Genomic DNA, 23,967 nt, shown 5'->3' on the forward strand with positions numbered 1-23,967 from the left:
GTGCAGGTGTGCGCGGGTCAGGCACCGTGCCGCAGCAGGAAGCCGCTGGCAGGCGCAATCCATTCGACCTCGTTGCCGGCATGCACGGCGGTTGGGTCGGCTGCGCCGGTGAACAGCGTGCGTTCCTCGGGCAGCAGAAACTGAAGCGCGGGAGCTGAGGTGCCGCCGGGGCCGGGAAGGGCCACCAGCGTGGCGCCGCCCAGGTCGAGCGATTCGCCAGGAGCAGGCCACAGCACCACGGCGCCAGGCCACGATGATCGCAGGCTTTCGAGCGCTTCCTCGGCCGCCTCTGTGCGCGGTGCGGTCGAGAGCAGCCATCGCACCTCTCCCGGCGCCGCTTTGCGCAGCAACTCGTTCGCCGCCGTGCCGTGGGGCAGCGGGTCGATCAATGCCCACGGGCCCCTTTCGCCGCCGACGAAATAGCTGTTCGATCCCGGCTCCGCCGACGACGCGCCGGCGCCCGTGATCCGCCGCACGCGCGCGGACAACTGCATGGCCAAGCCGGCCTCGAGCGCATAGCGCGCTTGGCCGTTGCCGTGCGGGTCGAGGCGGCCGATTTCCTGATAGGCCGCCTCGTCGATGTTCACCGCGCGGCGCCCCGCGGGTCCGTCGGCCAGGCGAGGCATGTTCAGCACAATGCCGGCCAGGCCGCGCGCATGCGCCATGCAGCTGGCGGTGCTCTCGAATGCGGCGAGCTGCTCGAGCGTGCGGCGCGTCACGTTCATCAGCTTGAGCCCGCGGTCTGGGTGCACCGCATCGGCCGGCTTGAGCCACATGTGCTCGACGGTCTCGCGGCCGTCCGGCTTCACGCTTTGACCGGCGGGCATCTGCGCGATGAAAAAGCGGGTGTCGAAGCGTCGCGGCATGCCTGGCGGCGTGAGCCAGTGGCTGAAGTAGGCGAGCCGGTCGACCGCGAGGCGCCAGCCTTGCGCATCGCACATGGCCAGTAGTGCGTCGGTGCCTTGTTCGGCTGCATGGCGCATGGCCTCCAGGCGGGAAGCGGGCAGGCGGTCCAACTCGACCACGCGGTCTTCGGCGTCGCTTACGAACAGCACGCCCGCTTCCTCGAAGCACTCGCGCACCGCGGCGGCGTAGTAGTCGAGGCCGCCTTCGGCCACACCAAGCCGCGCGCTCGCGGCTGCGTCGTCGAGGCCCTTGCACATCAGGTGCAGGCTGCGGTCGTGCGTGTCGACCACGCCGCCGGGGAACACGCTGGCGCCGCTGTTCTGGTCGTCGGCTTTTTCAGCGCGGCGCAGCATCAGCACTTCCATGCCATGGGCGCCGTCGCGCAAGAGAATCAACGTGGCCGCAATGCGGATGGGGCGGGGCGCGGGCCGGGGCGGGTTTGCCGGGGTCGTCTCCGAAGGCTTGGCATTCATGGGCGACGATTGTCGGCCAACGAGCGCCGGGCCTGCCTTGCTGCGTTCAGTCCTTGGGCGTCAGCTGTCCGGCCGCGCCGCCCGCGGAAGAGTTGGCGGACCTGCCGAGCGATGCGCCTTCGTTGACCTTGGGCGTGGCCACCGGGCCTTCGGATTTCTTCGTGGCCGGGGCCCGCTGGCTCGTTGCGGGCTGAACGGTGCGCGGGCTGCGGATGGGGTTTGGCTTGGATGGGCTCATGCGTACCTCCTGAATGAACCCACGTTACCGGCGCCGCCGTGGGCACCGGTGTCGGACAGCCTGCATGCCGGCGTAGGACGCGGCGCGAGCAGCGCCCTAGATGGCGCGCTGGTTCACCCGCTGGGCGAGCTGTTCGGCGCTTTCGCGGCGCTCGCTGTAGCGGTCGACCAGGTAGCCGGCCGCATCGCGCGTGAGCAGCGTGAACTTCACGAGTTCTTCCATCACGTCGACAACCCGCTCGTAATACGAAGAGGGCTTCATGCGCCCGGCTTCGTCGAATTCGAGAAAAGCCTTGGCGACGGAGGACTGGTTGGGAATGGCCAGCATGCGCATCCAGCGCCCGAGCACGCGCAACTGGTTGACCGCGTTGAACGACTGCGAGCCGCCCGACACCTGCATGACGGCCAGCGTCTTGCCCTGCGTGGGGCGAACGGCGCCGATGCTCAGCGGAATCCAGTCGATCTGCGCCTTCATGATGCCGGTCATGGACCCATGGCGTTCTGGCGAGCACCACACCATGCCTTCGGCCCATTGCGCCAGGTCGCGCAGCTCTTGTACCTTGGGGTGGTCGTCGGGAGCGCTGTCGGGCAGGGGCAGCCCGGCCGGGTTGAAGATGCGCGTCTCGCCGCCCATGGCTTGCAGCAGCCGCGCGGCCTCTTCGGTCAAGAGGCGGCTGTACGAGCGGTCGCGCAGCGAACCGTAGAGCAGCAGGAAGCGCGGCGCATGGCGCGCCGGTGCGTTCCTGGAGAGCCGCTCGAGCGTGGGCCGGTCGAACAGCCCGGCATCGATGTTCGGTAACTCAGGCAGCGGGTTTGACACGGCGGCCCTCCGCGTCGATGACGGCTTCGCCGTCTTCCTTGTTGAACGCGCCCTTTTGCGGCGAGGGAAGAATGTCGAGCACTTCTTCGGAAGGGCGGCACAGCCGCGTACCCAGCGGCGTAGCCACGATGGGGCGGTTGATCAGGATGGGATGCGCAAGCATGACGTCGACCAGTTGTTGATCCGTCCACTTTGGATCGGCCAGCCCGAGTTCGGCATAGGGCGTTCCCTTTTCGCGCAGCAATTCGCGCGGCGCCATCTTCATGGCGGCGAGCAGTTCGAGCAGCGTCTCCTTGCTGGGCGGCGTCTTCAGGTATTCGACGACGCGGGGCTCTTCGCCGCTGTTGCGGATGAGCGCCAGCGTGTTGCGCGAAGTGCCGCACGCAGGGTTGTGGAAGATGGTGATGGAGGGGTTGGGCGATTGCATCTTTCTGATTATGCAACTATTATTGAATTATGGAAGAACATGATGTCGTCAAGTCTCTTGCCGCACTGGCCCAGCCCGTGCGCCTGCAGGTTTTTCGTGCGCTGGTGGTGGCAGGGCCTGCGGGGCTTACGCCCGGTGCCTTGGTCGAGGCGCTCGAAGTGCAGGCGACCAGCCTGTCGTTCCACCTCAAGGAGCTGACGCATTCAGGCCTTGTGACGCAGGAGCGCAGCGGCCGCAACCTCATCTATCGCGCAGCCGTTGAACAGATGAACGCGCTCATCGGCTACCTCACCGAAAACTGCTGCCAGGGCGAGGCTTGCCTGCCAGCGGTGGCCCAGGCATGTGCGTGCTGAGATGAGCACCCATGCCGCTACGGCCCTTGCATCTTCCGCTCCGCCACCCGCCATCGGCTTCTTCGAGCGCTACCTCACGATCTGGGTCGCGCTGTGCATCGTGGTGGGCATTGCGCTGGGCCAATGGCTGCCCGGCGTGTTCCGCGGCATCGCCTCGCTCGAGGTGGCCAAGGTCAACGTGCCGGTGGGCGTGCTGATCTGGGTGATGATCATCCCGATGCTGCTGAAGATCGACTTCGCAGCGCTCGGGCAGGTGAAGGCGCATTGGCGCGGCATCGGCGTTACGCTGTTCATCAACTGGGCGGTCAAGCCGTTTTCGATGGCGCTTCTAGGCTGGATCTTCATTCGCCATGTGTTCGCGCCGTTGCTGCCGCCATCGCAGCTCGACAGCTACATCGCGGGCCTCATCCTGCTGGCGGCCGCGCCGTGCACGGCCATGGTGTTCGTGTGGAGCCAGCTGTGCAAGGGCGACCCGTACTTCACCCTCTCGCAGGTGGCGCTCAACGACGCGATCATGGTGGTGGCCTTCGCGCCGGTGGTTGCGCTGCTGCTCGGGCTCTCGTCGATCACCGTGCCCTGGGACACGCTGCTGGCGTCGGTCGGCCTGTACATCGTGGTGCCGGTGATCATTGCGCAAGTGCTGCGCAAGCAACTGCTCAAGAAGGGCACGGCGCACTTCCAGGCCGTGGCGGCGCGGCTCGGGCCGTGGTCGATCTCGGCGCTGCTGCTCACGCTGGTGCTGCTGTTCGCGTTCCAGGGCGAAGCCATCATCGGCCAGCCGCTGGTGATTGCGCTGCTCGCGGTGCCCATCCTCATCCAGGTGTTCCTGAATTCGGGCTTGGCCTACCTGCTCAATCGCAAGCTGGGCGTGGCGCACTGCGTGGCCGGTCCGTCGGCGCTGATCGGCGCCAGCAATTTCTTCGAGCTTGCGGTGGCCACGGCCATCAGCCTGTTCGGCTTTCAATCGGGCGCTGCGCTGGCCACCGTGGTGGGCGTGTTGATCGAGGTGCCGGTGATGCTGCTGGTGGTTGCCGTGGTCAACCGGTCGCACGGGTGGTACGAAAAAGGTGCCAAGGCGCGCTGACGGGCAAGGGCAGGCAGCGCACGTCTCCATCGCAGGGCGTGTTCTCCGACAAGATGAAGGCGGCTTTCGGGCCATGATTCGTCGACTTCCTTCTTGTTTCATGCAGCGCCCGTGAAGATTGCGACCTTCAACGTCAACGGCATCAACAGTCGGCTTCCACGCCTGCTCGAGTGGCTTGAAGAGTCCCGTCCCGACGTCGCCTGCCTGCAGGAGCTCAAGTCGCCGGACACGAATTTTCCGGAGGCGGCCATCCGCGAGGCGGGCTACGGCGTGGTGTTCCATGGCCAGCGCTCATGGAACGGCGTGGCCATCCTCGCGCGCGGAAGGGAGCCGATCGAAACCGGCCGCGGGCTCGACGGAAACTCCGAAGACAGCCAGAGCCGCTACCTCGAAGCCGTGGTGAACGGCGTGGTGATCGGTTGCCTGTATTTGCCCAACGGCAATCCGCAGCCCGGCCCCAAGTTCGACTACAAGCTCGAATGGTTCGAGCGGCTCAATGCCCATGCCAGCCGGCTCTACGGCTCTGGCCTGCCGGTAGTCCTGGCCGGCGACTTCAACGTGGTGCCGACCGACGCCGACATCTACAACCCGGCTTCGTGGCGCAATGACGCGCTGCTGCAGCCCGAAAGCCGCGCCGCCTTCGCGCGCCTGCTCGCTCAGGGCTGGACCGACGCGATCCGTACCCGCCACCCCGGCGAGGCGATCTACACCTATTGGGACTACTGGCGCAACCGCTGGCCGCGCAACGCGGGGCTGCGTATCGACCACTTGCTGCTCAACGAAGAACTCGCGCCCCTGCTCGCCGACGCGAATGTGGACCGCGATGTGCGCGGCCGTCCCGGTGCCAGCGACCATGCGCCGGTGTGGATCGAACTCGAATTGCCCTTCTAGAATTCTTTCCGATGCCAAAAGGTGTTCCCAATCCAGCGCCCATGTACGGGATCTATGCCCGCCCGTGGGGCTTCGAGGTTTCCATCGTCAGGCGAGGGGTCAGGTATTTCCAGCAGTTCGGCAAGGCCAGCTACGGCGGTACCGAGCATGCGCTGCGGCGGGCGCAGGAATGGCGCGATTCCATTGTGAGAAGCGTGCCCCCCGTTGCGCGGCGCGAGCGGGCAGAAAAGCTCCGGGCCAGCAACACCACCGGCGTGCCCGGTGTCTTCTGCCTGGTGTCGCCCGACGGAAGAGGGCTGTCGTGGCTTGCCAAGACCTACATCGCGGCCGAAGAAATACTGCGCGCCAATTTTCCGATTCACAGCTGGGGCGACGCGGCGCGCAACCTGGCCATCCAGGAACGGGCGAAGCAGCTGAAGCACATGACCGGCCTTGCGGCCCTGCATCCGGCTGAAGAAGCAATCCGCAAGTCGCACGGCGCGGCGTCCACGGTTTCGGGGCCTCCCAAGCGCTCCCGCTCCGAGATCATGCGCAAGTCGAATTCGAGCGGCGTGACCGGCGTGCACTTCAAGCGGCCAAGGGCCGACCACCCCGGCTATTGGCTGGCCATTACCTATACGGCAGGCAAGGGCAGCGTGAGCAAGGCGTTCTCGGTCAAGGCCCATGGTTACGATGAAGCCAAGAGGCTGGCCGCTGCGGAACGCACTCGTCAGTTGGCCCAAAAGGGCATCGGATGATCCGGCGCTTACATTTATGCGCTAACCTGCCGCCCGTATAAGTAAATTTGATTAATTGAATTCCACTGCCGGAACGACCACCCGTGACTACCCAAACAGCGGCGAACGCCAGGTCTCCCGAGCCTGATTCCGGGTTCGTGATGGCTTTCCAGCCGATCGTGGACTTCGAGCGCAGGGAAATCTTTGCGCACGAAGCGCTGGTGCGCGGCACGTCGGGGGAGGGCGCCATCGAGGTGCTGTCGCGCGTGAGTCCGCGGCACCGGTTCGCGTTTCACGAGGCGTGCCGCATCAAGGCCATCGAGTCCGCTTCCGCACTGGGCATGCAGACAAGGCTCAGCCTGAACGTGTGGCCCAACGACATCACGGAGCGCATCGACTGCTTTCACACCGCCATGGACACGGCCCGGCGGTGCAACTTTCCGGTGCACCGCCTGATGTTCGAGATTGCCGAGTGCGAACATGTGGCCGATCTGCCGGCGCTTGCTGCAGCCTTTCGCGCCCACAAGGCCTACGGCTTCACTTCCGCCATCGACGACTTCGGCGCCGCCTATGCGGGATTCGAGCTGCTGGCCGGCTTCCAGCCCGACCTCGTGAAGATCGACATGGGCCTGGTGCGCAACATCCACACCGATCCGGTCCGGCTCAGCATCGTGAAAGGCTTTGTCGGCACCTGCGCCGAGCTTGACATCCGGTTGGTGGCCGAAGGGGTGGAAAGCTCCGAAGAGGTGCACGCGCTGCAGGCGCTGGGCGTGGGGCTGTTCCAGGGCTTCCTGTTTGCCAAGCCGGCCGTTGCCATGCTGCCGCCCGTGGCATGGGATGCCGCCTGAGCCGCACTGAAGCAGCGCCGGCACCACGCGTGCGGCGCTGAGCCCTCAGACGTTGCTGGTTGCGCGGACCTCCTCGATGGTGGTCTTCCCGGCCAAGACCTTTTCGATGCCGTCCTGGCGCAAGGTGCGCAAGCCCTCGCGCAGGGCCGCTTCCTGCAGCTCTTCGGCGCGGGCGCCCCCCTGAACCAGGCGGCGCAGCGTTTTCGAGATCACCATCAGTTCGTGGATGCCCACGCGCCCGCTGAAGCCGGTGTTGTCGCAGTGCTTGCAGCCGGTGCTTGAATAGGCGAGCAGCTGGCCGTTCTGGCCGTAGTGGCGGTGCCAGCCATGGCGTACCGACTCGCGCTCAGCCGGGGTATCGTGCACGCCGAACGAGTGCATGTAGTCGGCCAGCAGTTCCTCTGCTTCTTCAGGGCGCATCGGCCGGCTGGTCACGCAGTGGCTGCAAAGGCGGCGCACCAGGCGCTGCGCCAGCACCGCCAGCAGCGAGTCCGCAAAGTTGAACGGGTCCATGCCCATGTCCAGCAGCCGGGTCACGGTTTCGGGCGCGCTGTTGGTGTGCAGCGTCGAAAGCACCAGGTGGCCCGTCAACGAAGCCTCGATGGCGGTCTTGGCGGTTTCCTCGTCGCGTATCTCGCCGACCATGATCACGTCCGGGTCGGCGCGCACAAAGGCCCGCAGCGCCTTGGCAAAGGTCCACTCGATGCGCGGATTGACCTGCACCTGGCGCAGGCCCGGCTGGGTAATTTCGATGGGGTCTTCAGCCGTCCAGATCTTTCGCTCGGGCGTGTTGATGTGCATCAGCGCCGAGTGCAGCGTCGTGGTCTTGCCCGAGCCCGTGGGGCCCACGCAAAGCACCATGCCGTAGGGACGCTCCACCGCCCTGGTGAACTCCGCGAGGTTGCGCTCGGAAAGGCCGAGCTGCTCCAGCGCAATGGGCTTGGCCGAAGCCAGGATGCGCATGACCACGTCTTCCAGGCCGTTGGTGGTGGGGATGGTGGCCACGCGCAGCTCGATGCGGTGCTGCGGCGAGTATTTGGCAAAGTTGATCTTGCCGTCCTGCGGCTTGCGCTTTTCGCTGATGTCCAGGTCGCACATGATCTTCACGCGCGCGACCACCGCGTTGCGGTAGCTGGCCGGCAGTTCCAGGTGGGTGCGCAGCCGTCCGTCGCGGCGAAACCGGATGCGGGTCTTTTCTTGCCCCGGGTAGCTTTCGATATGAATGTCGGACACGCCTTCGCGGTGCGCGTCGACGATCATGCTGTTGATCATTCGCACCAGCGAGTTGTCCGACTGCTCGATGGTCTTTTCTTCTTCGACCGCGGGGGCGGGACGTTCCTTTTCGAGGGTGACCAGCAGCTCGCTGGTGGCGGCGGGCTCGAACTCGAGCGGCCGGGACGGGTCGTGCACGACGGTCGGATCGAGAACGGTGTCGCTGCCGATTTTTCCGTAGGCCTTGTAGAGCACCGTGTCCAGCACCAGGCATTCGCCGATCACCGGCACCACCTTCAGTTGCGAGATGAATTCCACCTCGTCGATGGCGGCATGCCGGCTGGCCGGGTCGTCCATGGCAAGGATGAGGCGGCCCTCGTGCAGCATGAGCGGCATGACTTGCAGGCGGCGGGCAACCCCGTGGCTGATGGTGCGCAAGGCATCGATGGAGACCGGAAATACGTGCAGGTTGACCAGCGGGTAGCCCATCTTGCGCACCAGTGCGGCCTTCAGCTGCTCCCGCGTGACCACGCCCATGCGAACCAGTGTTTCGCCCAGCGGCACGCTGCGGTCGAGTTGCTGCTGGGCCAGGCCCGCGCGCAGCTGCTCTTCGGTAATCGTGCCCAGCGCCATCAGCGCCTGGCCGATGCGCAGGATCGGCATGCGGCTTTGAATTTCGAGAGCGTGCAGCAGCTGCTCGGGCGTGACGATTTCGGTCGGCGACATGAATTTGAATCTCCTATGAGGCGATTCTGGGGGGCTCAAGCAGGCTTGTCAGCAGGAGCACACCGCATGCGAAGACCCGTAGCCGCACAACATCACTACCAAAGTTCTCAACTGAAGCGCGTCAATCCGAAAAGCCGTATGTATTGCGCCCCGCGGACTTTGCGCGGTACAGCGCCGCATCGGCATTGGCGAGCAGGTCCGACGGCGTGGCGGGCGGCTCGTTCGCGGGGTGGAACGCCACGCCGATGCTGGTGGTGACCCGAAGGCTCCGCCCATCGATCTCGAACGCCGTGCCTCCTATCTGCTCGACGATCTTTTGCGCGATGGCCGCGGCCGCTTCTCTTGTGTGCAGGTTTTCGAGCACCACCACGAACTCGTCGCCGGCAAGGCGCGCCACGGTGTCGGTGCTCCGCACGCTGGCCAGCAGGCGGCGCGCGTATTCCACCAGCACGCCGTCGCCCGTTGCGTGCCCGAGGGTGTCGTTGATGGTCTTGAAGCGGTCGACGTCCAGGAACAGCACCGCCAGCCCGCTTTGCGTGCGCTGCGCCCGGGCAATGGCGCCGGGCAGGAACTCGTTGAACGCGAGCCGGTTCGACAGGCCGGTGAGCGTGTCGGCGCGTGCCAGGTCGCTCAGCTTGCGCTCCACCGCCTTCAGCGCGCTGATGTCGAAGCTCAGCGAGAAGATGCCGCGCGTAATGCCGTCGGGCCCCGTGTCTGGCACATAGCTCACGCGTGTGATGCGGTCCGAATCCTTGGTGCGCATGTAGCCTTCGAATTCGACCCGCTCGCCCGCCAGAGCCCGCTGGATCATGGGCTTGCGCGAGATATACAGCTCGGGGCCGGCCACCTCGCCGATGTGGCGGCCGAGGATGGTGGAAGGCTCCACGCCCAGCCAGTCCCGGTAGGTGGCGTTCGCGAAGGTGATCTTTTCCTCGCGGTCGATGTAGGTAATGAGAGCCGGCAGGTTGTCGGTGATGGTGCGCAGGCGCATTTCGCTTTCGGCCTGCCGCACTTCGGCCTTCTTCAACGCGGTGATGTTGAAGGTCATGAGATAGAAACCCATCACCTTGCCGTCCAGGTCCTTGTCCGGAATCAGGTTGACCTGGAAATAGCCGGTCTTGCCATGCAGCGGCGTGCGCACCGGAAACCTCACTGCCTTGCCCTCGCGCACCATGGGAAGGTAGGGCTGCTGCTGCCGGTACACGGTGTCGCCCACGGCCCTGCGCAGGTTCACGCCGATGAGCGGGCCGTCGTCCAGGCCCGCCATGCGCCGCGCCCGCACGTTCGCAAAAAGGCAGTTCTCGTCGCTGTCGAAGTAGCCGACAAGCGCCGGAATGTTGTCGGTTACGTCGCGCAGCCGCTTCTGCTGCTCGGTCAGGGCCTTGCGGATGTTCACCTCGTCGGTGATGTCGAAGGTCATCGCGAACACGCCTTGCACCACGCCGTTGGTGTCGCGGTCGGGAATGTAGTGCGCCTTGAAGGTGCGGTCGCCAATGCCTATGGCCGGGTCGCCCGATTTTTCGATGACCACGGTTTCACCGGCAAGCGCGCGCCGGTAAGAGTCGGCAACCACCGCGAAATCTTCGGAGCCGCGCACCTCCGGCATCGAGCGGCCGATCATGGCCCTGTCCTTGTGCAGCGCCTTGACCTTTGCGTTGACGAAGGTGTACCTGAGCGACGAATCGACGTGCGACACCAAGGCGGGGATGTTGTCCGCAATGATGCGGACCTGCGCCTCGCTGTGGGCAAGGCTCATTTCGATCTGCTTGCGCTCCGTCACGTCGGAGGTCATGGCGTAGTAGCCGCGAACCTGCCCGGCCTGGTCGCGGTCGGGAATAAGCTCCGTCTGGTAGTAGCGGTCTTGTTCGCCGAGGCGCGCGTCGCCCCGGCTCTCGAAGCTGACCGCCTCGCCTGCCATCACGCGGCGAACCGCGGCGTCCAGCGCCTCGTTATCGCCCGGGACGCTGGCCGTGCGCCCGATGAGCTGCGCGGCGCCCCGGTCGAGCTTTCTGCAGAGCGGCGCGTTCACGAAGGTATAGCGGCCTTGCGCATCCACGTGCGACACCATCGCCGGAAGGTTGTCGGTAATGTCGCGCAGGAACTTCTCGCTCGTCTTGCGCTGGCGCATCAACTCGTCGAAAGTGCGCGCAAGATCGCCTATCTCGTTGCGAGGGTAGGTGCGCGGCACGGTACTTTCCATGGCCGCGTTGTCGACGTCCAGCATGTGCCGGTGCAGGTACTTGAGCGGCCTGAGCTGCCGGCTGACCACTCCCAATGCAACCGCGCCGGCCACCACCGCGAGCACCAGGGCGCCCACCCAGGCGCCACGCTCGATGGCGCCCACGCGGGCAAACGCTTCCGCGGTGGGGTACATCGCCCCGATGATCCAGTTGGTCTGCTGGATGCGCTTGAAGGCATACAGGCCCGGCACCCCCGCATGGTTGACGCCTTCGGCCGCGCCTTCGTAGCCCTCCAGGGGGCGGTCGATCTCGGGGTTGCCCATGCCCTTGAGACCTGTCTGGTTGATGATGAGCTCGGTGCGGGGGTGGTCGATCACCACGCCGTCCGTGCTGGTGATGAAGAGGTAGCCGGTTTCGCCGAACTTCACATCGCCGAGCTCGCCCAGCAGGTTGCGCTCCTTCAGGTTGATGGCGCCCGAGATCACGTATTCCACCGCGCCCGCAGAGTCCAGCACCGGCTGGGTGATTGCGATTTGCGCCAGGCCGCTCAGCCGGTTGAGATAGGGCTCGGAGATGACGCTGGCCTTGGACGCGACGGTCTGCCGGAAGTACGGGCGGTCCTTGATGTTCACGCTGCCTTGTTGCTGCGCGCCGCTGAGGCTGGCAATCAGGTCGCCGTCGGCTGTAAAGAATGCGACGTTGCTGAATGCCTTGCGCAGCGGCTGGTGCTTTTCAAGAAAGGCCTGCAGTGCCGCCGTGTCGGTGAAGCGCTGCGACTCGACGCTGTTGGCAAAAGTCTCGAGCAGGGTGCGCCGGCTGATGAACTTCTGGTTGACCGTGTTTGCAACGGCCGACAGCCGCGCGAACTCCTCGCTTTCGATCGAGGCCTTCATGCTCGCCTTGACCAGATGCAGGGCCACCGCGCCAATGGTGAACGTGGCCGCCAGGACCACCAGGGCAACGCCAAGGCCGAGGCGTGTATTCAAGCTGATGCGAATGTTCCGTAGACCTGATAAGTTCATTGGCGTGGACAGGCACCGCGATGGAATCCGCGCTGCGCATGTAGTGTGTCAGAAGCAGAATTTCCCGAAGTTCACGCAATCCCCCATATGTTGCTGCGCTGCCCCGTGCGGCCTCACATCTCGTCCCGCTTGAGCAGGTAGTCGAGCGTGCCCACGCGAAACCACCGGTAGCCATACGATTCGATCACCATGCAATGTTTTCCTTTGGCATTGGCGCGGCTGTGCGCGTTCGACAGCAGATTGATGAGTTGCCCGCCATGCAGGCCCAGCGCCTTTGCATCGAGCTTGATCTCCAGCGGATTCGCATCGAAATTGTGGATGAACAGCACCGCATTGCCGCGCCATTCGTAGCGCACCACCAGCACCGCATGTTCCTCGTTGGGAATCACCTCGAAGTCGCCCCATCCGATCTCGGGCACTTCCTTGCGCATGCGAAACACGCGCTCCATCCAGTTGAGCAGCGAGTCCGGGTCGCGCCGCTGCGCCGCCACGTTCACATGCTCGAAGCCGTAGGCACCGCCCGTAACCACCGGAAGCACCGGCTTCGACGAGGTGGTGAACCCGCCCTGTTTCTCGGTGGACCACTGCATGGGCGTTCGCGCGCAGTTGCGCTCCGGCAGGCTCAGGTCGTCGCCCATGCCGATCTCGTCGCCGTAGCGCATGACGGGCGTGCCCGGCAGGGTGAGCATCAGGCTGTAGGCCAGTTCCAGCCGCCGCCGGTTGCCGCCGAGCATGGGCGCAAGGCGGCGGCGTATGCCGCGGTCGTAGAGCTGCATGTTCTTGTCGGGGCCGAAGGCCTCGAACACGCGCTTGCGCTGCGCGGGGCGCAGGCGCCCCAGGTCGAGCTCGTCGTGGTTGCGCAGGAACATGACCCACTGCGAAGTGGCGGGGCGCTCCCGGGTGGCCTCCAATGCCTTGACCAGCGGCCGCGTGTCGCCCACGGCCATGGCATAGAACAGGTTCTGGTTCACCTGGAAGTTGAACATCATGTGCAGCCGCTCGCCCTCGTCGCCGAAGTACGCCATGTTGGTCTTGGGCAGCACGTTGGCTTCGGCCAGGATGATCGCGTCCCCACGGCGCCACTGAAGCAATTCGCGAAACTGCCGCAGCATGTCGAACCGCTCGGTGGGGTACACGACCTTCGGCCCCTTGGCACCGATCACGAACGGCACGGCGTCCATGCGAAAGCCCGAAACGCCAAGCTGCGTCCAGAAGCCCATGATCTTCAGGATCTCGGCCTGCACCTGGGGGTTGGCCGTGTTCAGGTCGGGCTGGAATTCGTAGAAGCGGTGAAAGTACCAGCGCCTTGCAAGCTTGTCGAAAGTCCAGGTGGATTTCTGCACACCCGGAAAGACCACACCGTCGGTGGAGCGGGGCGGCTTCTTGTCCGACCACACATACCAGTCGTGGTATTTTGATTTCCGGCTCTTGCGCGCATCCTGAAACCACGGGTGCTGGTCGGACGTGTGGTTGACCACCAAGTCCATCAGCACGCGCATGCCCAGCTGCTCGGCCGAATGCGTGAACTCGACGAAGTCGCCGAGCGTGCCGAAGCGGGGGTCTACGTTGTAATAGTCCGAAACATCGTAGCCGTCGTCCCGGCCGGGAGAGCGTGCCGAAGCGGGGGTCTACGTTGTAATAGTCCGAAACATCGTAGCCGTCGTCCCGGCCGGGAGATGGATGGAACGGCATGAGCCACAGCGTTGTCACGCCCAGGCCGTGAAGGTACTCCAGCCTGCGTGTCAGGCCTTCGAAGTCGCCGCAGCCGTCCCCGTTGGAGTCCATGAAGGTCCCCACCGAGAGGCAGTACACCAGGGCGTTCTTGTACCAAAGGTCGTTGATCATGCCGGGGGAACCTCCCAAGATGGAAGCCTCGCAACACAGAACACACGAAAGGAAACCCGATGTCGGCCGATGCTTGGTGGAAGAACGGAATCGTTTATCAGATCTATCCGCGTTCGTTCCAGGACAGCGACGGAGACGGCATCGGGGACTTGCGCGGCATCCAGAGGCGGCTTGATTATCTGGTCGAGCTGGGCGTGGATGCCGTCTGGATATCGCCTATCTACCCCTCACCAATGGCCGACTTCGGGTACGACATTTCCGACTACTGCAACATCGATCTGCGTTTTGGCACGCTGCAGGACTTCGATGCGCTGGCCACCGAGTGCAGGGCACGCGGCCTCAAGCTGGTGCTGGACTTCGTACCCAACCACACGTCGGCCCAGCACCCCTGGTTTGTGCAGAGCCGGGGCTCGCGCCACAACCCGAAGCGCGACTGGTACCTTTGGCGCGACCCGGCTCCCGGGGGCGGTCCGCCCAACAACTGGCTCAGCAATTTTGGCGGGCCCGCATGGACCTTCGACGAAGCCAGCGGGCAGTACTACTGCCATTCGTTCCTGAAGGAGCAGCCGGATCTCAACTGGCGCAACCCCGAAGTGCGCCAAGCCATGTACGAGGTGCTGCGCTTCTGGTTCCGGCGCGGGGTGGACGGCTTTCGCATCGACGTGCTGTATCACCTCATCAAGGACGAGCTGTTCCGCGACAACCCGCCCAACCCGGCCTACCAGCCCGGGGCCGACCCGTCGCACCGCCTGCTACCGCTCTACACCACCGACCGTCCGGAGATGCAGGACATCATTGTCGAGATGCGCAGCGTGGCAGACGCCTTCAGCGACGCAAGCTCGGCGCGCGTGCTGATCGGCGAGCTTTATCTTCCGCTCGAACGGCTCATGGCCTACTACGGCGCAACCTCCGAAGGCCTGTTGCAGGGCGTGCAGCTGCCGTTCAACTTCCAGCTCATCACGGCGCCCTGGCATGCGTCCGAAATCGACCGCATCGTGCGCAGCTACGAAGCGGCGCTGCCGCAAGGCGCGGCGCCCAACTGGGTGCTGGGCAACCACGACAAGCCGCGCATCGCGAGCCGCGTGGGGCAGGAGAGGGCGCGCCTCGCGGCCATGCTGCTCCTTACATTGCGCGGTACGCCCACTCTCTACTACGGCGACGAGATCGGCCTGACGGACGTTCCCATTCCGCCCGAAGAAGTGCAGGACCCGTTCGAGAAGAACGAGCCGGGCAGGGGCCTGGGGCGCGACCCGCAGCGCACGCCCATGCAGTGGAGCCGCGCGCACGCCGCCGGCTTTACCGACGGCACGCCTTGGCTGCGCCTTGGCGGCGACTGGCACATGCGCAACGTGGAGGTGCAGATGGGTGACCCTGCCTCCATGCTGCAGCTCTACAAGCGGCTGATTGCGCTGCGGCGGCACGAGCCCGCCCTGCATGAAGGCAGCCACGAGCAGCTGGACGCAGGCGCCGATGTGCTGGCCTACGCAAGAACCTCGGGAACCAGGCGGCTCGTGGTGCTGCTGAATTTCGGCATCACCGAGACCACGATCTCGGGCGAGCTGCTGCCGGCCGAGGTCGTCGTGCTGGCCTCGACGCAAGCGGACCGCACCGGCACGGTGAAAGGCAGGCTCACGCTGCAGCCTCTCGAGGGCGTGATCGTCGCGCAGTAGCTGGGCAGGGCCCGGCGCTACTTGCCCGACGGATAAGTCTCGGGCACTCCGGCGCTGTCGGTGGGGGCGCCGCGATCCAGTGGCTCCACTGCATGCGTGCGGTCGATGTGCAGTAGCGCATCGAACTGCACCGGCAGCCGCGCGAAGAAGTAGTGGCTTTGCCGCTCCGTCTCGGGCCGGTAGATGACGCCGATGGCGCGTTCCAGCCGCTGCTCCCTCAGCGCGAAGAAATGGCTTCCTTCGCCGCGCAAGGGCAGCATGAAGCGCTCCAGACCCGTCTCGTGCATGAGCCATTCGTAGCTGTCGGGGCGCGAGGGAACAACCTGCTTGCGCTCGGCTGGCGCGCCCCAGTCGGACGCCGCCATCACGGTGCCCGTGTGGGTGGTGAAGCCCACCAGCACCGCGTCGCGGCCCTGGCGTTCGCGCACCAGCTGGCCCACGTTGAGCTCGCCGCGCTCTTCGCCCATTTCGGTGGCGCGCGCATCGCCCAGGTGCGAGTTGTGGGCCCACACCACGATCTTCGGGCGCTCGCTGCCGCGCCAGAGGTGGCGCTCGACTTCGCCCATCGTCTCGACCATGTGGCGGTCGCGCAGGTTCCACGATGAAACGTCGCTCAGGTACATCGAGCGGTAATAGGCCTCGGCATTCTTGACGAGCCGGGCGTTCTGCTCGGCGTTGAAGGCGTCTTCCTCGTTGGCCGCGTTGCCGCTGCGCCAGGCCTCGCCGGCGGCACGCCGCATCTCGAGCAGCATGTCGACCACCGCCTGCTGGCAGGAGGCCGTGTTGCCGAGGCCCGCCATCAGGCCGTAGTTTTGCCCGCGGTCGCCGAAGCGGTCGAAGCATCCGTAGCGCTCGCGCGCGAGCCGGGCGGCATCGGGATCGGTTCGCTCGAAGTACGCGAGCACGGCTTCCATCGAGCTCGAGAGACTGTAGAGATCGAGCCCGTAGAACCCGGTGTTTCCCTGCGGCGGGGCGGATTCATTGAAGGCGCGCTGCCATTCGACAAAGCGTGCAACTTCTTCGTTGCGCCACATCCAGGTGGGAAAGCGCCGGAAGCCGGCCAACGCTTCGGCTGCACTGGCGTCGTCGCCGGTGCCTCTTACATAGCGGTTCACGCGATACGCATCGGGCCAGTCGCCTTCGATGGCCACGGCGTTGAAGCCTTTTTCAGCCAGCAGGCGGCGCGTGATGTTCGCACGCTCGGCATAGAACTCCTGTGTGCCGTGCGAGGCTTCGCCGAGCAGCACATAGTGCGCATCGCCGATCAGGTCGAGCAGGGCGTCGTGGTCGCAGGGGTTTCCTTCCAGCGGATGCGCCGCCGAGCGCAACGCTTCCACTTCCTTCGAAATGTTGGATGGCTTCATCGTGCAAGGTCCTCAGGCTGTGGCGCGCGGAGGCGGCGCCCTTCCGCTTCTTCGAGCAGGCGGCAGACTTCTTCGTCGCTGGTCTGCGAAAAATCGAGATACCAGCGGCCGACACCGAGGAATGCATCGGGTACTTCAGGGCACACCACGTCGTCTGCCTCGCCGTACAAGAGTGCGCAGGCTTCGGGCGATGCCACGGGCGCCGCAACAACCACGCGGGTCGGCGCCTGGCGGCGCACCGCGCGCACGGCCACGCGCATGGTGGCGCCGGTGGCAAGTCCGTCGTCGACAAGGATCGCGATGCGGCCGCGCAGATCGGGCGCGGGGCGGCCGCCGCGGTAGGCGCGCTCGCGCCGTTCGAGCTCATGCCGTTCGTTGCGCACCACTTCATCGACTGCCTTCGCGCCAATGCCAAGCTCGCGCACCAGGTCGTTGTCGAGCACCTGTTCGCCGCCGCCCGCAATGGCGCCCATGGCGTATTCCTCGTGTCCCGGAACACCCAGCTTGCGCACCACCAGCACATCGAGCGGCGCCTGGAGTGCCTTGGCCACCTCGTGGGCTACCGGCACGCCGCCGCGCGGCAGGGCCAGCACGGTCACGTCCGGCCTGACTGCGTAGATGGCCAGCTCTTGTGCGAGCGCCTGGCCCGCATGCTCCCGGTTGCGGAAAAACTCGAATGACATTTCGGTGTCCTTGCGGCCACCTTAGGTTCGCCTGCGCGGAAACGCTGTAGGGGGATGCTCACATCGGCGTAGGCGTGCTCTGCCCCGGCCCCGAGCGGTAGCGTTTCGCCGTCTCCCAGGCGTTGACGATCAGCTCGCGCGCCTTGGGATGCTCGGGGTCGGTTACCACCCATTCCGGATACGCGTGCGGAAGGCCGGCCGCCGTCACGCGGATGGCATCGAATTCGATGGGGGAGAGCGGCGTGCTTGCGCTTGCGCGGTGGGTCAGGGTCTTGTGCAGGCCCGCTTTCCATGCATCCGGCAGGTGATCGACGGCGGGCAGCAGCGCCAGCGCGATGTGCGCCGCGCGCGGGCTCAGGGCTGCGGCGTCGGCGCGCAAACGCGCCAGGCACTCGGCACCGCTCATTTCTCACCTCCGGAGCATGCGTGCATGCGGGCTGCTCTCACGCCGCCTGGATCTCGATGCGCCGCGGCTGTGCGTGTTCCGCCTTTGGAATGCGCAGCTTCAGCACACCCTGCTTCAGTTCCGCCGAGATGGCGGCCGTGTCCAGCTCCTTGCTGAGCGTGAACACGCGGCGGAAGCGAGCCAGGCCTACCTCCGTGTGGCTGGATTCCAGCCCTTCGGGAACGGCCAGGTCCGACTCCGCCTCGATGGTCAGCGTGTCGGACGCCACGTGCAGGCCGAGCTTCTCGCGCGAGACGCCGGGCAGGTCGGCAAAGAGCGTGATGCCGCCGCTGTCCTCGATGACGTCGACCGGCGGCGTCAGGGCGGCGTCGCTGTAGCGGGCGCCCTCCTTGCGGGCGAGCTCCTTCGATTCGGCGACGCGAGGCGATGTGGTGGTGTTCATGATCGTCTCTCCTTTCTTTGTCTGTCACTGAACGGTGATGCGCCGGGGCTGCGACGAAGCGCGGCGCTGCACGGTGATGTGCAGTACCCCGTCGCGGTACTTGGCCTGCACGGCATCCGGGTCGGCATCGTCGGGCAAGGTCAGCACCCTGCGGAAGGCGCCCTCGAAGCGTTCGTTGATGTGCACGGCCGCCTTGGCATCGCCCTGGGGCAGCGCGTTGGCGCGCGTGCCGGCAATGGTGAGCAGGCCGCGCTCGAGGTTGACCTCCAGGCTGGACGGATCGACACCCGGCGCAAACGCATAGATCTCCACGGTCTGCGGCGTGCCGCCGATGTTCAGCGCAGGAAAGCCGTTGCGGCCGACGCCGCGGATGGTGGGAGACAGATCGAAGGCCTGCTGCATCTCGCGCTGCAGGCGATCCATCTCGGCGAACACGTCGCGCGGAAACAAGGATCGGTACATGGCGAAAACCTCCATTCAAGAGTTGAACAGGGCGCCGGAGGCCTCTCTCCAGCGCTTCCGATCAGCGAAATAGGCGCAGCCGGAGTTTTTTCAAGGGGTTTTTTCAGAGGTGCGGCAGCGGCGGGGCGAGGCTATGAATCTGCAGCCCGCGATTGAAAAGACCATTCATCAAACCTCTTGAAGCGCGGCGCGGCGCACCTAATTCGAACCTCGTCGAAATCGTCAGTCGTCATTCCAAACCTAGAGGAGATTTGTCATGTCGATGGACCTGCTCAAGCAGATTGCCGCATCCCGCCTTCCCATGTCTTTCCGGACGCCCAAGGAGATCGACGAGGTCAGAATTCTTCGCCAGGCCGGGCTCGTGATTGCCTTTGTTCCGGCACCCGCCGACCCGCTGAAGCTGTCAGGCGCCGAGCCTGCCGCACAGGTGCTTGCCATTACCGAAAAAGGCCGCGAAGAACTCTCGCGAATCCGCTATCCGGGCGAAGCGCCGAAAGGCGGCAAACCGCGCCACATGGGCTTCAGGAACTGGCTCGCCGGGGCGCGCAGCGGGCACGGATTGCAGCAAGGTTTACTGTCACGCAATCACGACTCGCGGCCGTCGCAAACCTTGTAGGCCGCCTCCTTCCTGAACATGCGCGGAAGTCCATCCCGGCGCATGCGCGCTTCCGCGCTGAATCCGATTCGCCAATCCAGCAATACACGAGTGACCCAGCGAAAACAGGAGACAGACATGGACTTCGAAGGCATCTACTGCTTTGATACGGCGAGCGTCCGTTTTGCAATCTACCCGGACGGTCCCGATGGCGCGCGGATCATCGCGCAGATTTCGGAAGACACCCTGCACGACGTGTTCGGTACCCGGAACCTTGGCGACCGGTTGCTCGAAACATGCAGAACGCACTTCGACGCCATCGGTGCCGCCGCACTCAAGCGCTTTCGGGCCAACCCCAACCGGCCCATCGACCTGACGGTGGAAGACTTTTCTTCCCGGCGCTTCCTTCCCCGTTCTGCGGGGGCTCAGGCGTCCTGGTCGCCAGCCTCGCTCGCCGCTTGAAATAGCCGCGCGCACGGCGCGGCCATTCGTCCCCAATCGCGTTATGGGGAACTCTCCGACACGGCAAGGAGGTTTCAGCCGTACCCGAAAAGCCCGAATTCTTTGCAAATTGTGAGTTCAGGCCGTTGGGTTGACGAGAGCGTGTTCCTTCTGGACACCCGGTCGCTGGCCTTCATGCAAGCAAGGAACACCGGTGCCAGTGACTCAGCAGCTTTCCGAGCCCGAGGCGCAAGACGCCTACCTGTTCCGCGAAGGAACGCATTCCCGCTTGTACGACCTGATGGGTTGCCACCTCTCCAAAGAGGGCGGCGCCCGCTTTGCGGTGTGGGCGCCCAATGCGGAATCCGTTTCCGTGGTCGGCGACTGGAACCATTGGTCCGGCGATGCCGATCCGCTCACCCCTTCGCCTGACGGCACGGGCATCTGGCTGGGCCACGCGCCCCACGCGGCGCTCGGCCAGACGTACAAGTACCGCATTCGCTCGCGCTTTAGCGGCTACGTCGTCGACAAGGCCGATCCCTTTGCCTTTTGCGCCGAGCACCCGCCCGCCACGGCCTCGCGCATCTGCGACCTTTCGTATGAATGGAACGACGGCGAATGGATGGCCACCCGCGCGGCGCGCAATGCGCTGGACGCGCCCATGTCGGTGTACGAGGTGCACCTGGGCTCGTGGCGGCGGCGCGACGGGCACTTCATGGGGTACCGCGAAATTGCCCATGAGCTTGCCGACTATGTGAAGCACATGGGCTTCACCCACGTGGAGCTCATGCCCGTGACGGAGCACCCGTTCTACGGCTCTTGGGGGTACCAGACCACCGGCTACTTTGCGCCCACCGCGCGCTTCGGATCGCCGCAGGACTTCATGTACCTGGTCGATCACCTGCACCAGAACGGCATCGGTGTGCTGCTGGACTGGGTGCCTTCGCACTTTCCGACCGACGAGCACGGACTCGCGTTCTTCGACGGCACGCACCTCTACGAGCATGCCGATCCGCGCCAGGGCTTTCACCCGGAGTGGAACTCGAGCATCTTCAACTACGGCCGCGCAGAAGTGCGCAGCTTTTTGGTTTCGTCCGGGCTTTTCTGGCTCGACCGGTACCACCTGGACGGGCTGCGGGTGGATGCGGTGGCATCGATGCTCTACCTCGACTACGCGCGCAAGCACGGCGAGTGGATTCCCAACCGCCACGGCGGCCGCGAGAACCTCGAGGCGATCGACTTCTTGCAGACGCTGAACCGCGCCGTGTACCGCGAGCACCCGGACACCATTACCGTGGCCGAGGAATCGACCGCATGGCCGCGCGTTTCGCGCCCTACCGACATGGACGGCCTGGGCTTCGGCGAGAAGTGGAACATGGGCTGGATGCACGACGTGCTCGCCTACATGAAGGAAGAGCCCGTCCACCGCAAGTACCACCATCACAAGATGACGTTCTCGCTGGTGTATGCGTTCCACGAGAACTTTGTGCTGCCGCTTTCGCACGACGAGGTGGTGCACGGCAAGGGCTCGCTGCTGAACAAGATGCCCGGCGACCCTTGGCAGCAGTTTGCCAACCTGCGTGCGCTGTTCGGCTTCATGTGGGCGCACCCGGGCAAGAAGCTGCTGTTCATGGGCGGCGAGTTCGGGCAGCGGCGCGAATGGACGCACGACGGCGAGCTCGAATGGTGGGTGTGCGACCTCGAAGGGCATGCCGGCCTGCAGTGGCTGGTGTCGCAGCTCAACCGGGTGTACCGCGGCGCGCCCGCGCTCTACCAGCAGGACTTCACGCCCGCGGGCTTCGAATGGGTGGTGGCGGACGATGCGGAACGCAGTGTTTTCGCGTTCGTGCGAAAGGCGCGCGACGGCCATCCGCCGCTGCTGGTGGTCAGCAACCTGACGCCGGTGCCGCGCACCAACTATGTGCTGGGCGTGCCGCAAGGCGGGTACTGGCGCGAACTCATCAATACAGACGCAGTGGAGTTTGGCGGTTCGGGCTGGGGCAACCTGGGCGGCGTCGAATCTGCGCCCGTGCGCTCGCATGGCCGCATGCAGTCGGTGTGCATCACGTTGCCGCCGCTTTCCACGCTGATTTTCGAACACCGCCCATCATGAAAAAACTGTTCGCAACCCCGCAGACGCCCGCAGCTTCGAGAATGCCCGAGGTGCCCCACGGGGACCGGCGCGCGGTGGTCGACGCCGTCTTGCCCGCGGTGGACAACGGCCGCTTTCCGGTGAAATGCATCGTCGGCGAAATGGTCCACGTGAAGGCGCATTGCTTTACCGACGGCCACGACGTGCTGCGCGTGGTGCTGTGCTGGCGGCCGCACGACAAGACCGAGTTCCGCGAAGTGCCGATGAAGCCGCTCGTCAACGACGTGTGGGAGGCCACCTTCTCGCCGCCTGCGCTCGGGCGCTACTACTACACCGTGGTTGCGTGGGTCGATCCGTTCGAATCATGGCGCAGCGAAATGGCGCGGCGTGTGGACGCCGACGACGTGCGCATCGCATCGCAGGTGGGCGCGCTCGAAGTGGCCGCGGCCGCCGAGCGGGCCGAAGGCGCGGACCGGCAGGCGCTTGCGCGCTGGGCCACCGAGCTCGATGCCGTGGCCGCCCACCCGGCCACCGAGGTATCGACCCTGAAGGCGCTGGCGCTGGACGAAGAGCTGGCCATGCTTGCGCGCCGCCACCCCGACCGCCGGCACGAGGTGCGCTACCCCGTCGAGCTGCCGCTGGAGGCCGAGCGCGAGCGTGCCCGCTTCAGCACCTGGTACGAGCTGTTCCCTCGCTCCGCCGGCACCACGCCCGGCGTGCATGGCACCTTCAAGGATGTGGAGGCCCGCCTGCCTGCGATTGCAGCCATGGGATTCGACGTGCTCTACTTTCCGCCGATACACCCCATCGGCCGCGTGCAGCGCAAGGGCCCCAACAACGCGCTGGCCAGCGGCCCCGACGATGTGGGCAGCCCCTGGGCCATTGGCGCGGCCGAAGGCGGGCACAAGTCGATTCTTCCGGCCCTTGGCACGGCGGAGGATTTTCGGCACCTGTATGCGCAGGCCACCGCGCACGGGCTGGAGATTGCGCTGGACATTGCGTTCCAGTGCGCGCCCGACCACCCCTACGTGAAGGCGCACCCCGACTGGTTCCGGTGGCGGCCCGACGGCAGCGTGCAATACGCGGAGAACCCGCCCAAGAAGTACCAGGACATCTATCCCTTCAACTTCGAGAGCGAAGACTGGCGCGGCCTGTGGCTGGAGCTGCGCAGCGTGATCGAGCATTGGATCGGCGAGGGCGTGCGCATCTTCCGGGTGGACAACCCGCACACCAAGGCCTTTCCGTTCTGGGAATGGGCCATCGGGGAGATACGGCGCGAGCATCCCGAGGTGATCTTCCTTGCCGAGGCTTTCACGCGGCCCAAGGTGATGCACCGGCTGGCAAAGCTGGGCTTTTCGCAGTCGTACACCTACTTCACCTGGCGCAACACCAAGCAGGAGCTCACCGAATATTTCACCGAGCTTTCGACCGCGCCGGGCGTCGACTACTTCAGGCCCAACGTGTGGCCGAACACGCCAGACATCCTGCACGAGCAGCTGCAGGGCGGGGAGCCATCGGTGTACATGGCGCGGCTGGTGCTGGCCGCCACGCTGTCGGCCAACTACGGCATCTACGGGCCGGCTTTCGAACTGCGCGAGCACCTGCCGCGTTCGCCCGGCAGCGAGGAATACCTCGATTCGGAAAAGTACCAGCTGCGGCACTGGAACCACGACGACCCCACCAGCCTGGCGCCCTTCATCGCCCGCGTGAACCGCATCCGCCGCGAGAATCCGGCGCTGCAGTGGGACCGCAGCCTGCGGTTCCTGCAGATCGACAACGACCAGCTGCTGGCCTATGCCAAGGTGTCCGAGGGCGGCGACAACATGATCGTGACGGTGGTGAACCTCGATCCGCACAACGTGCAGTCGGGCTGGCTGCAGTTCGATTCGCAAACCGCGGGCATCGACAGTTCGCGCGCTTTCCAGATGCATGACCTGCTGAGCGGGCAGCGGTTTACGTGGCAGGGCGGATGGCATTACATACGGCTCGATCCGCACAGCGTGCCCGCGCACATCTTCGTCGTTCGGCGGCGCCATGGCGACGAGCGCGACTTCGACTACTTTCTGTGAGGC

At 65.4% G+C, this 23,967-nt stretch carries 21 protein-coding genes and 1 pseudogene; 10 read left to right on the forward strand and 12 right to left on the reverse strand.

Annotated features, from left to right (window positions below):
- Nucleotides 1–17 precede the first annotated feature (17 nt).
- The 4 genes from QHG62_RS07590 to arsC all read right to left on the reverse strand — a co-directional run bounded on the left by QHG62_RS07590 (nt 18) and on the right by arsC (nt 2,863).
- Nucleotides 18–1,379 (reverse strand): NUDIX domain-containing protein, encoded by a 1,362-nt coding sequence (locus QHG62_RS07590; protein ID WP_281150279.1) that lies wholly within the window; start codon nt 1,377–1,379, stop codon nt 18–20.
- A gap of 46 nt (nt 1,380–1,425) precedes the next feature.
- On the reverse strand, nt 1,426–1,617 hold the full coding sequence (locus QHG62_RS07595; protein WP_281150281.1) for a hypothetical protein: 192 nt from the start codon (nt 1,615–1,617) through the stop codon (nt 1,426–1,428).
- 96 nt (nt 1,618–1,713) lie between these two features.
- Nucleotides 1,714–2,436, reverse strand: a complete 723-nt coding sequence (gene arsH, locus QHG62_RS07600) for an arsenical resistance protein ArsH (RefSeq protein WP_281150282.1) — start codon at nt 2,434–2,436, stop codon at nt 1,714–1,716.
- The gene (arsC, locus tag QHG62_RS07605; RefSeq protein ID WP_281150286.1) at nt 2,417–2,863 is read right to left on the reverse strand and encodes an arsenate reductase (glutaredoxin); all 447 of its coding nucleotides are present in this window, start codon (nt 2,861–2,863) and stop codon (nt 2,417–2,419) included. The genes arsH and arsC overlap by 20 nt, the downstream gene beginning before the upstream one ends.
- Nucleotides 2,864–2,892: 29 nt before the next feature.
- On the opposite strand from arsC, the gene QHG62_RS07610 reads away from it, so the two are divergent.
- The 5 genes from QHG62_RS07610 to QHG62_RS07630 all read left to right on the forward strand — a co-directional run bounded on the left by QHG62_RS07610 (nt 2,893) and on the right by QHG62_RS07630 (nt 6,755).
- A complete protein-coding gene (locus QHG62_RS07610) occupies nt 2,893–3,216 on the forward strand; it encodes an ArsR/SmtB family transcription factor (protein ID WP_281150288.1) in 324 nt (107 codons plus the stop codon).
- A gap of 1 nt (nt 3,217) precedes the next feature.
- A complete protein-coding gene (gene arsB / locus QHG62_RS07615; RefSeq protein ID WP_281150290.1) occupies nt 3,218–4,300 on the forward strand; it encodes an ACR3 family arsenite efflux transporter in 1,083 nt (360 codons plus the stop codon).
- A gap of 111 nt (nt 4,301–4,411) precedes the next feature.
- Nucleotides 4,412–5,191, forward strand: coding sequence for an exodeoxyribonuclease III (locus QHG62_RS07620; RefSeq protein WP_281150292.1), 780 nt, complete (start codon nt 4,412–4,414; stop codon nt 5,189–5,191).
- Between the two features lie 41 nt (nt 5,192–5,232).
- Nucleotides 5,233–5,928, forward strand: coding sequence for an AP2 domain-containing protein (locus QHG62_RS07625; RefSeq protein ID WP_281150294.1), 696 nt, complete (start codon nt 5,233–5,235; stop codon nt 5,926–5,928).
- A gap of 83 nt (nt 5,929–6,011) precedes the next feature.
- Complete coding sequence (locus QHG62_RS07630; RefSeq protein ID WP_281150296.1) at nt 6,012–6,755, forward strand: EAL domain-containing protein; 744 nt, start codon at nt 6,012–6,014, stop codon at nt 6,753–6,755.
- A 45-nt stretch (nt 6,756–6,800) separates the two neighbouring features.
- Here QHG62_RS07630 and QHG62_RS07635 read toward each other — a convergent pair whose 3' ends face one another.
- The 3 genes and pseudogenes from QHG62_RS07635 to QHG62_RS07645 form a co-directional block, all read right to left on the reverse strand.
- Nucleotides 6,801–8,693: a GspE/PulE family protein gene (locus QHG62_RS07635; RefSeq protein WP_281150298.1), complete on the reverse strand. Its 1,893-nt coding sequence runs from the start codon at nt 8,691–8,693 to the stop codon at nt 6,801–6,803.
- Between the two features lie 121 nt (nt 8,694–8,814).
- Nucleotides 8,815–11,895, reverse strand: a complete 3,081-nt coding sequence (locus QHG62_RS07640; protein WP_432445589.1) for a PAS domain-containing protein — start codon at nt 11,893–11,895, stop codon at nt 8,815–8,817.
- A 113-nt stretch (nt 11,896–12,008) separates the two neighbouring features.
- Nucleotides 12,009–13,740: pseudogene (locus QHG62_RS07645) on the reverse strand (alpha-amylase family protein).
- Nucleotides 13,741–13,799: 59 nt separating this feature from the next.
- Here QHG62_RS07645 and QHG62_RS07650 point away from each other — a divergent pair.
- Complete coding sequence (locus tag QHG62_RS07650) at nt 13,800–15,410, forward strand: alpha-amylase family glycosyl hydrolase (protein WP_281150302.1); 1,611 nt, start codon at nt 13,800–13,802, stop codon at nt 15,408–15,410.
- Nucleotides 15,411–15,427: 17 nt separating this feature from the next.
- On the opposite strand, the gene QHG62_RS07655 is transcribed toward QHG62_RS07650, so the two are convergent.
- Genes QHG62_RS07655 through QHG62_RS07675 form a run of 5 tightly spaced genes read right to left on the reverse strand, consistent with a single transcriptional unit; the run spans nt 15,428 to nt 18,767 of the window.
- Entirely contained in the window at nt 15,428–16,774 is a 1,347-nt protein-coding gene (locus tag QHG62_RS07655) for an erythromycin esterase family protein (RefSeq protein WP_281150303.1), read from the reverse strand.
- A complete protein-coding gene (locus QHG62_RS07660) occupies nt 16,771–17,457 on the reverse strand; it encodes a phosphoribosyltransferase (protein ID WP_281150305.1) in 687 nt (228 codons plus the stop codon). The genes QHG62_RS07655 and QHG62_RS07660 overlap by 4 nt, the downstream gene beginning before the upstream one ends.
- A 58-nt stretch (nt 17,458–17,515) precedes the next feature.
- The gene (locus tag QHG62_RS07665; RefSeq protein ID WP_281150307.1) at nt 17,516–17,863 is read right to left on the reverse strand and encodes a hypothetical protein; all 348 of its coding nucleotides are present in this window, start codon (nt 17,861–17,863) and stop codon (nt 17,516–17,518) included.
- 37 nt (nt 17,864–17,900) lie between these two features.
- Nucleotides 17,901–18,305, reverse strand: a complete 405-nt coding sequence (locus tag QHG62_RS07670; RefSeq protein ID WP_281150309.1) for an Hsp20/alpha crystallin family protein — start codon at nt 18,303–18,305, stop codon at nt 17,901–17,903.
- A 24-nt stretch (nt 18,306–18,329) separates the two neighbouring features.
- Nucleotides 18,330–18,767: an Hsp20/alpha crystallin family protein gene (locus QHG62_RS07675; protein ID WP_281150311.1), complete on the reverse strand. Its 438-nt coding sequence runs from the start codon at nt 18,765–18,767 to the stop codon at nt 18,330–18,332.
- A gap of 262 nt (nt 18,768–19,029) precedes the next feature.
- Between QHG62_RS07675 and QHG62_RS07680 the strand changes: the two genes are divergently transcribed.
- The 4 genes from QHG62_RS07680 to QHG62_RS07695 all read left to right on the forward strand — a co-directional run bounded on the left by QHG62_RS07680 (nt 19,030) and on the right by QHG62_RS07695 (nt 23,964).
- Nucleotides 19,030–19,383, forward strand: a complete 354-nt coding sequence (locus QHG62_RS07680; protein WP_281150313.1) for a hypothetical protein — start codon at nt 19,030–19,032, stop codon at nt 19,381–19,383.
- A gap of 117 nt (nt 19,384–19,500) precedes the next feature.
- Nucleotides 19,501–19,824 carry a hypothetical protein gene (locus QHG62_RS07685; protein ID WP_281150314.1) on the forward strand — a complete coding sequence of 108 codons (324 nt, stop codon included), beginning with the start codon at nt 19,501–19,503 and terminating at the stop codon, nt 19,822–19,824.
- Nucleotides 19,825–20,017: 193 nt separating this feature from the next.
- Nucleotides 20,018–21,916 (forward strand): 1,4-alpha-glucan branching protein GlgB, encoded by a 1,899-nt coding sequence (gene glgB / locus QHG62_RS07690; protein ID WP_281150316.1) that lies wholly within the window; start codon nt 20,018–20,020, stop codon nt 21,914–21,916.
- A complete protein-coding gene (locus tag QHG62_RS07695; RefSeq protein WP_281150317.1) occupies nt 21,913–23,964 on the forward strand; it encodes an alpha-1,4-glucan--maltose-1-phosphate maltosyltransferase in 2,052 nt (683 codons plus the stop codon). The genes glgB and QHG62_RS07695 overlap by 4 nt, the downstream gene beginning before the upstream one ends.
- The last annotated feature ends 3 nt before the right edge of the window (nt 23,965–23,967 follow it).

It is taken from the genome of Variovorax paradoxus (assembly GCF_029919115.1).
Classification (GTDB): domain Bacteria; phylum Pseudomonadota; class Gammaproteobacteria; order Burkholderiales; family Burkholderiaceae_C; genus Variovorax; species Variovorax paradoxus_O.

Coding starts and splice junctions, on each gene's coding strand:
- QHG62_RS07590 (WP_281150279.1), bottom strand. CDS start 1,379: ATGAATGCCAAGCCTTCGGAGACGACCCCGGCAAACCCGCCCCGGCCC.
- QHG62_RS07595 (WP_281150281.1), bottom strand. CDS start 1,617: ATGAGCCCATCCAAGCCAAACCCCATCCGCAGCCCGCGCACCGTTCAG.
- arsC (WP_281150286.1), bottom strand. CDS start 2,863: ATGCAATCGCCCAACCCCTCCATCACCATCTTCCACAACCCTGCGTGC.
- QHG62_RS07610 (WP_281150288.1), top strand. CDS start 2,893: ATGGAAGAACATGATGTCGTCAAGTCTCTTGCCGCACTGGCCCAGCCC.
- arsB (WP_281150290.1), top strand. CDS start 3,218: ATGAGCACCCATGCCGCTACGGCCCTTGCATCTTCCGCTCCGCCACCC.
- QHG62_RS07625 (WP_281150294.1), top strand. CDS start 5,233: ATGTACGGGATCTATGCCCGCCCGTGGGGCTTCGAGGTTTCCATCGTC.
- QHG62_RS07635 (WP_281150298.1), bottom strand. CDS start 8,693: ATGTCGCCGACCGAAATCGTCACGCCCGAGCAGCTGCTGCACGCTCTC.
- QHG62_RS07640 (WP_432445589.1), bottom strand. CDS start 11,895: ATGAACTTATCAGGTCTACGGAACATTCGCATCAGCTTGAATACACGC.
- QHG62_RS07650 (WP_281150302.1), top strand. CDS start 13,800: ATGTCGGCCGATGCTTGGTGGAAGAACGGAATCGTTTATCAGATCTAT.
- QHG62_RS07655 (WP_281150303.1), bottom strand. CDS start 16,774: ATGAAGCCATCCAACATTTCGAAGGAAGTGGAAGCGTTGCGCTCGGCG.
- QHG62_RS07660 (WP_281150305.1), bottom strand. CDS start 17,457: ATGTCATTCGAGTTTTTCCGCAACCGGGAGCATGCGGGCCAGGCGCTC.
- QHG62_RS07665 (WP_281150307.1), bottom strand. CDS start 17,863: ATGAGCGGTGCCGAGTGCCTGGCGCGTTTGCGCGCCGACGCCGCAGCC.
- QHG62_RS07670 (WP_281150309.1), bottom strand. CDS start 18,305: ATGAACACCACCACATCGCCTCGCGTCGCCGAATCGAAGGAGCTCGCC.
- QHG62_RS07675 (WP_281150311.1), bottom strand. CDS start 18,767: ATGTACCGATCCTTGTTTCCGCGCGACGTGTTCGCCGAGATGGATCGC.
- QHG62_RS07680 (WP_281150313.1), top strand. CDS start 19,030: ATGGACCTGCTCAAGCAGATTGCCGCATCCCGCCTTCCCATGTCTTTC.
- QHG62_RS07685 (WP_281150314.1), top strand. CDS start 19,501: ATGGACTTCGAAGGCATCTACTGCTTTGATACGGCGAGCGTCCGTTTT.
- QHG62_RS07695 (WP_281150317.1), top strand. CDS start 21,913: ATGAAAAAACTGTTCGCAACCCCGCAGACGCCCGCAGCTTCGAGAATG.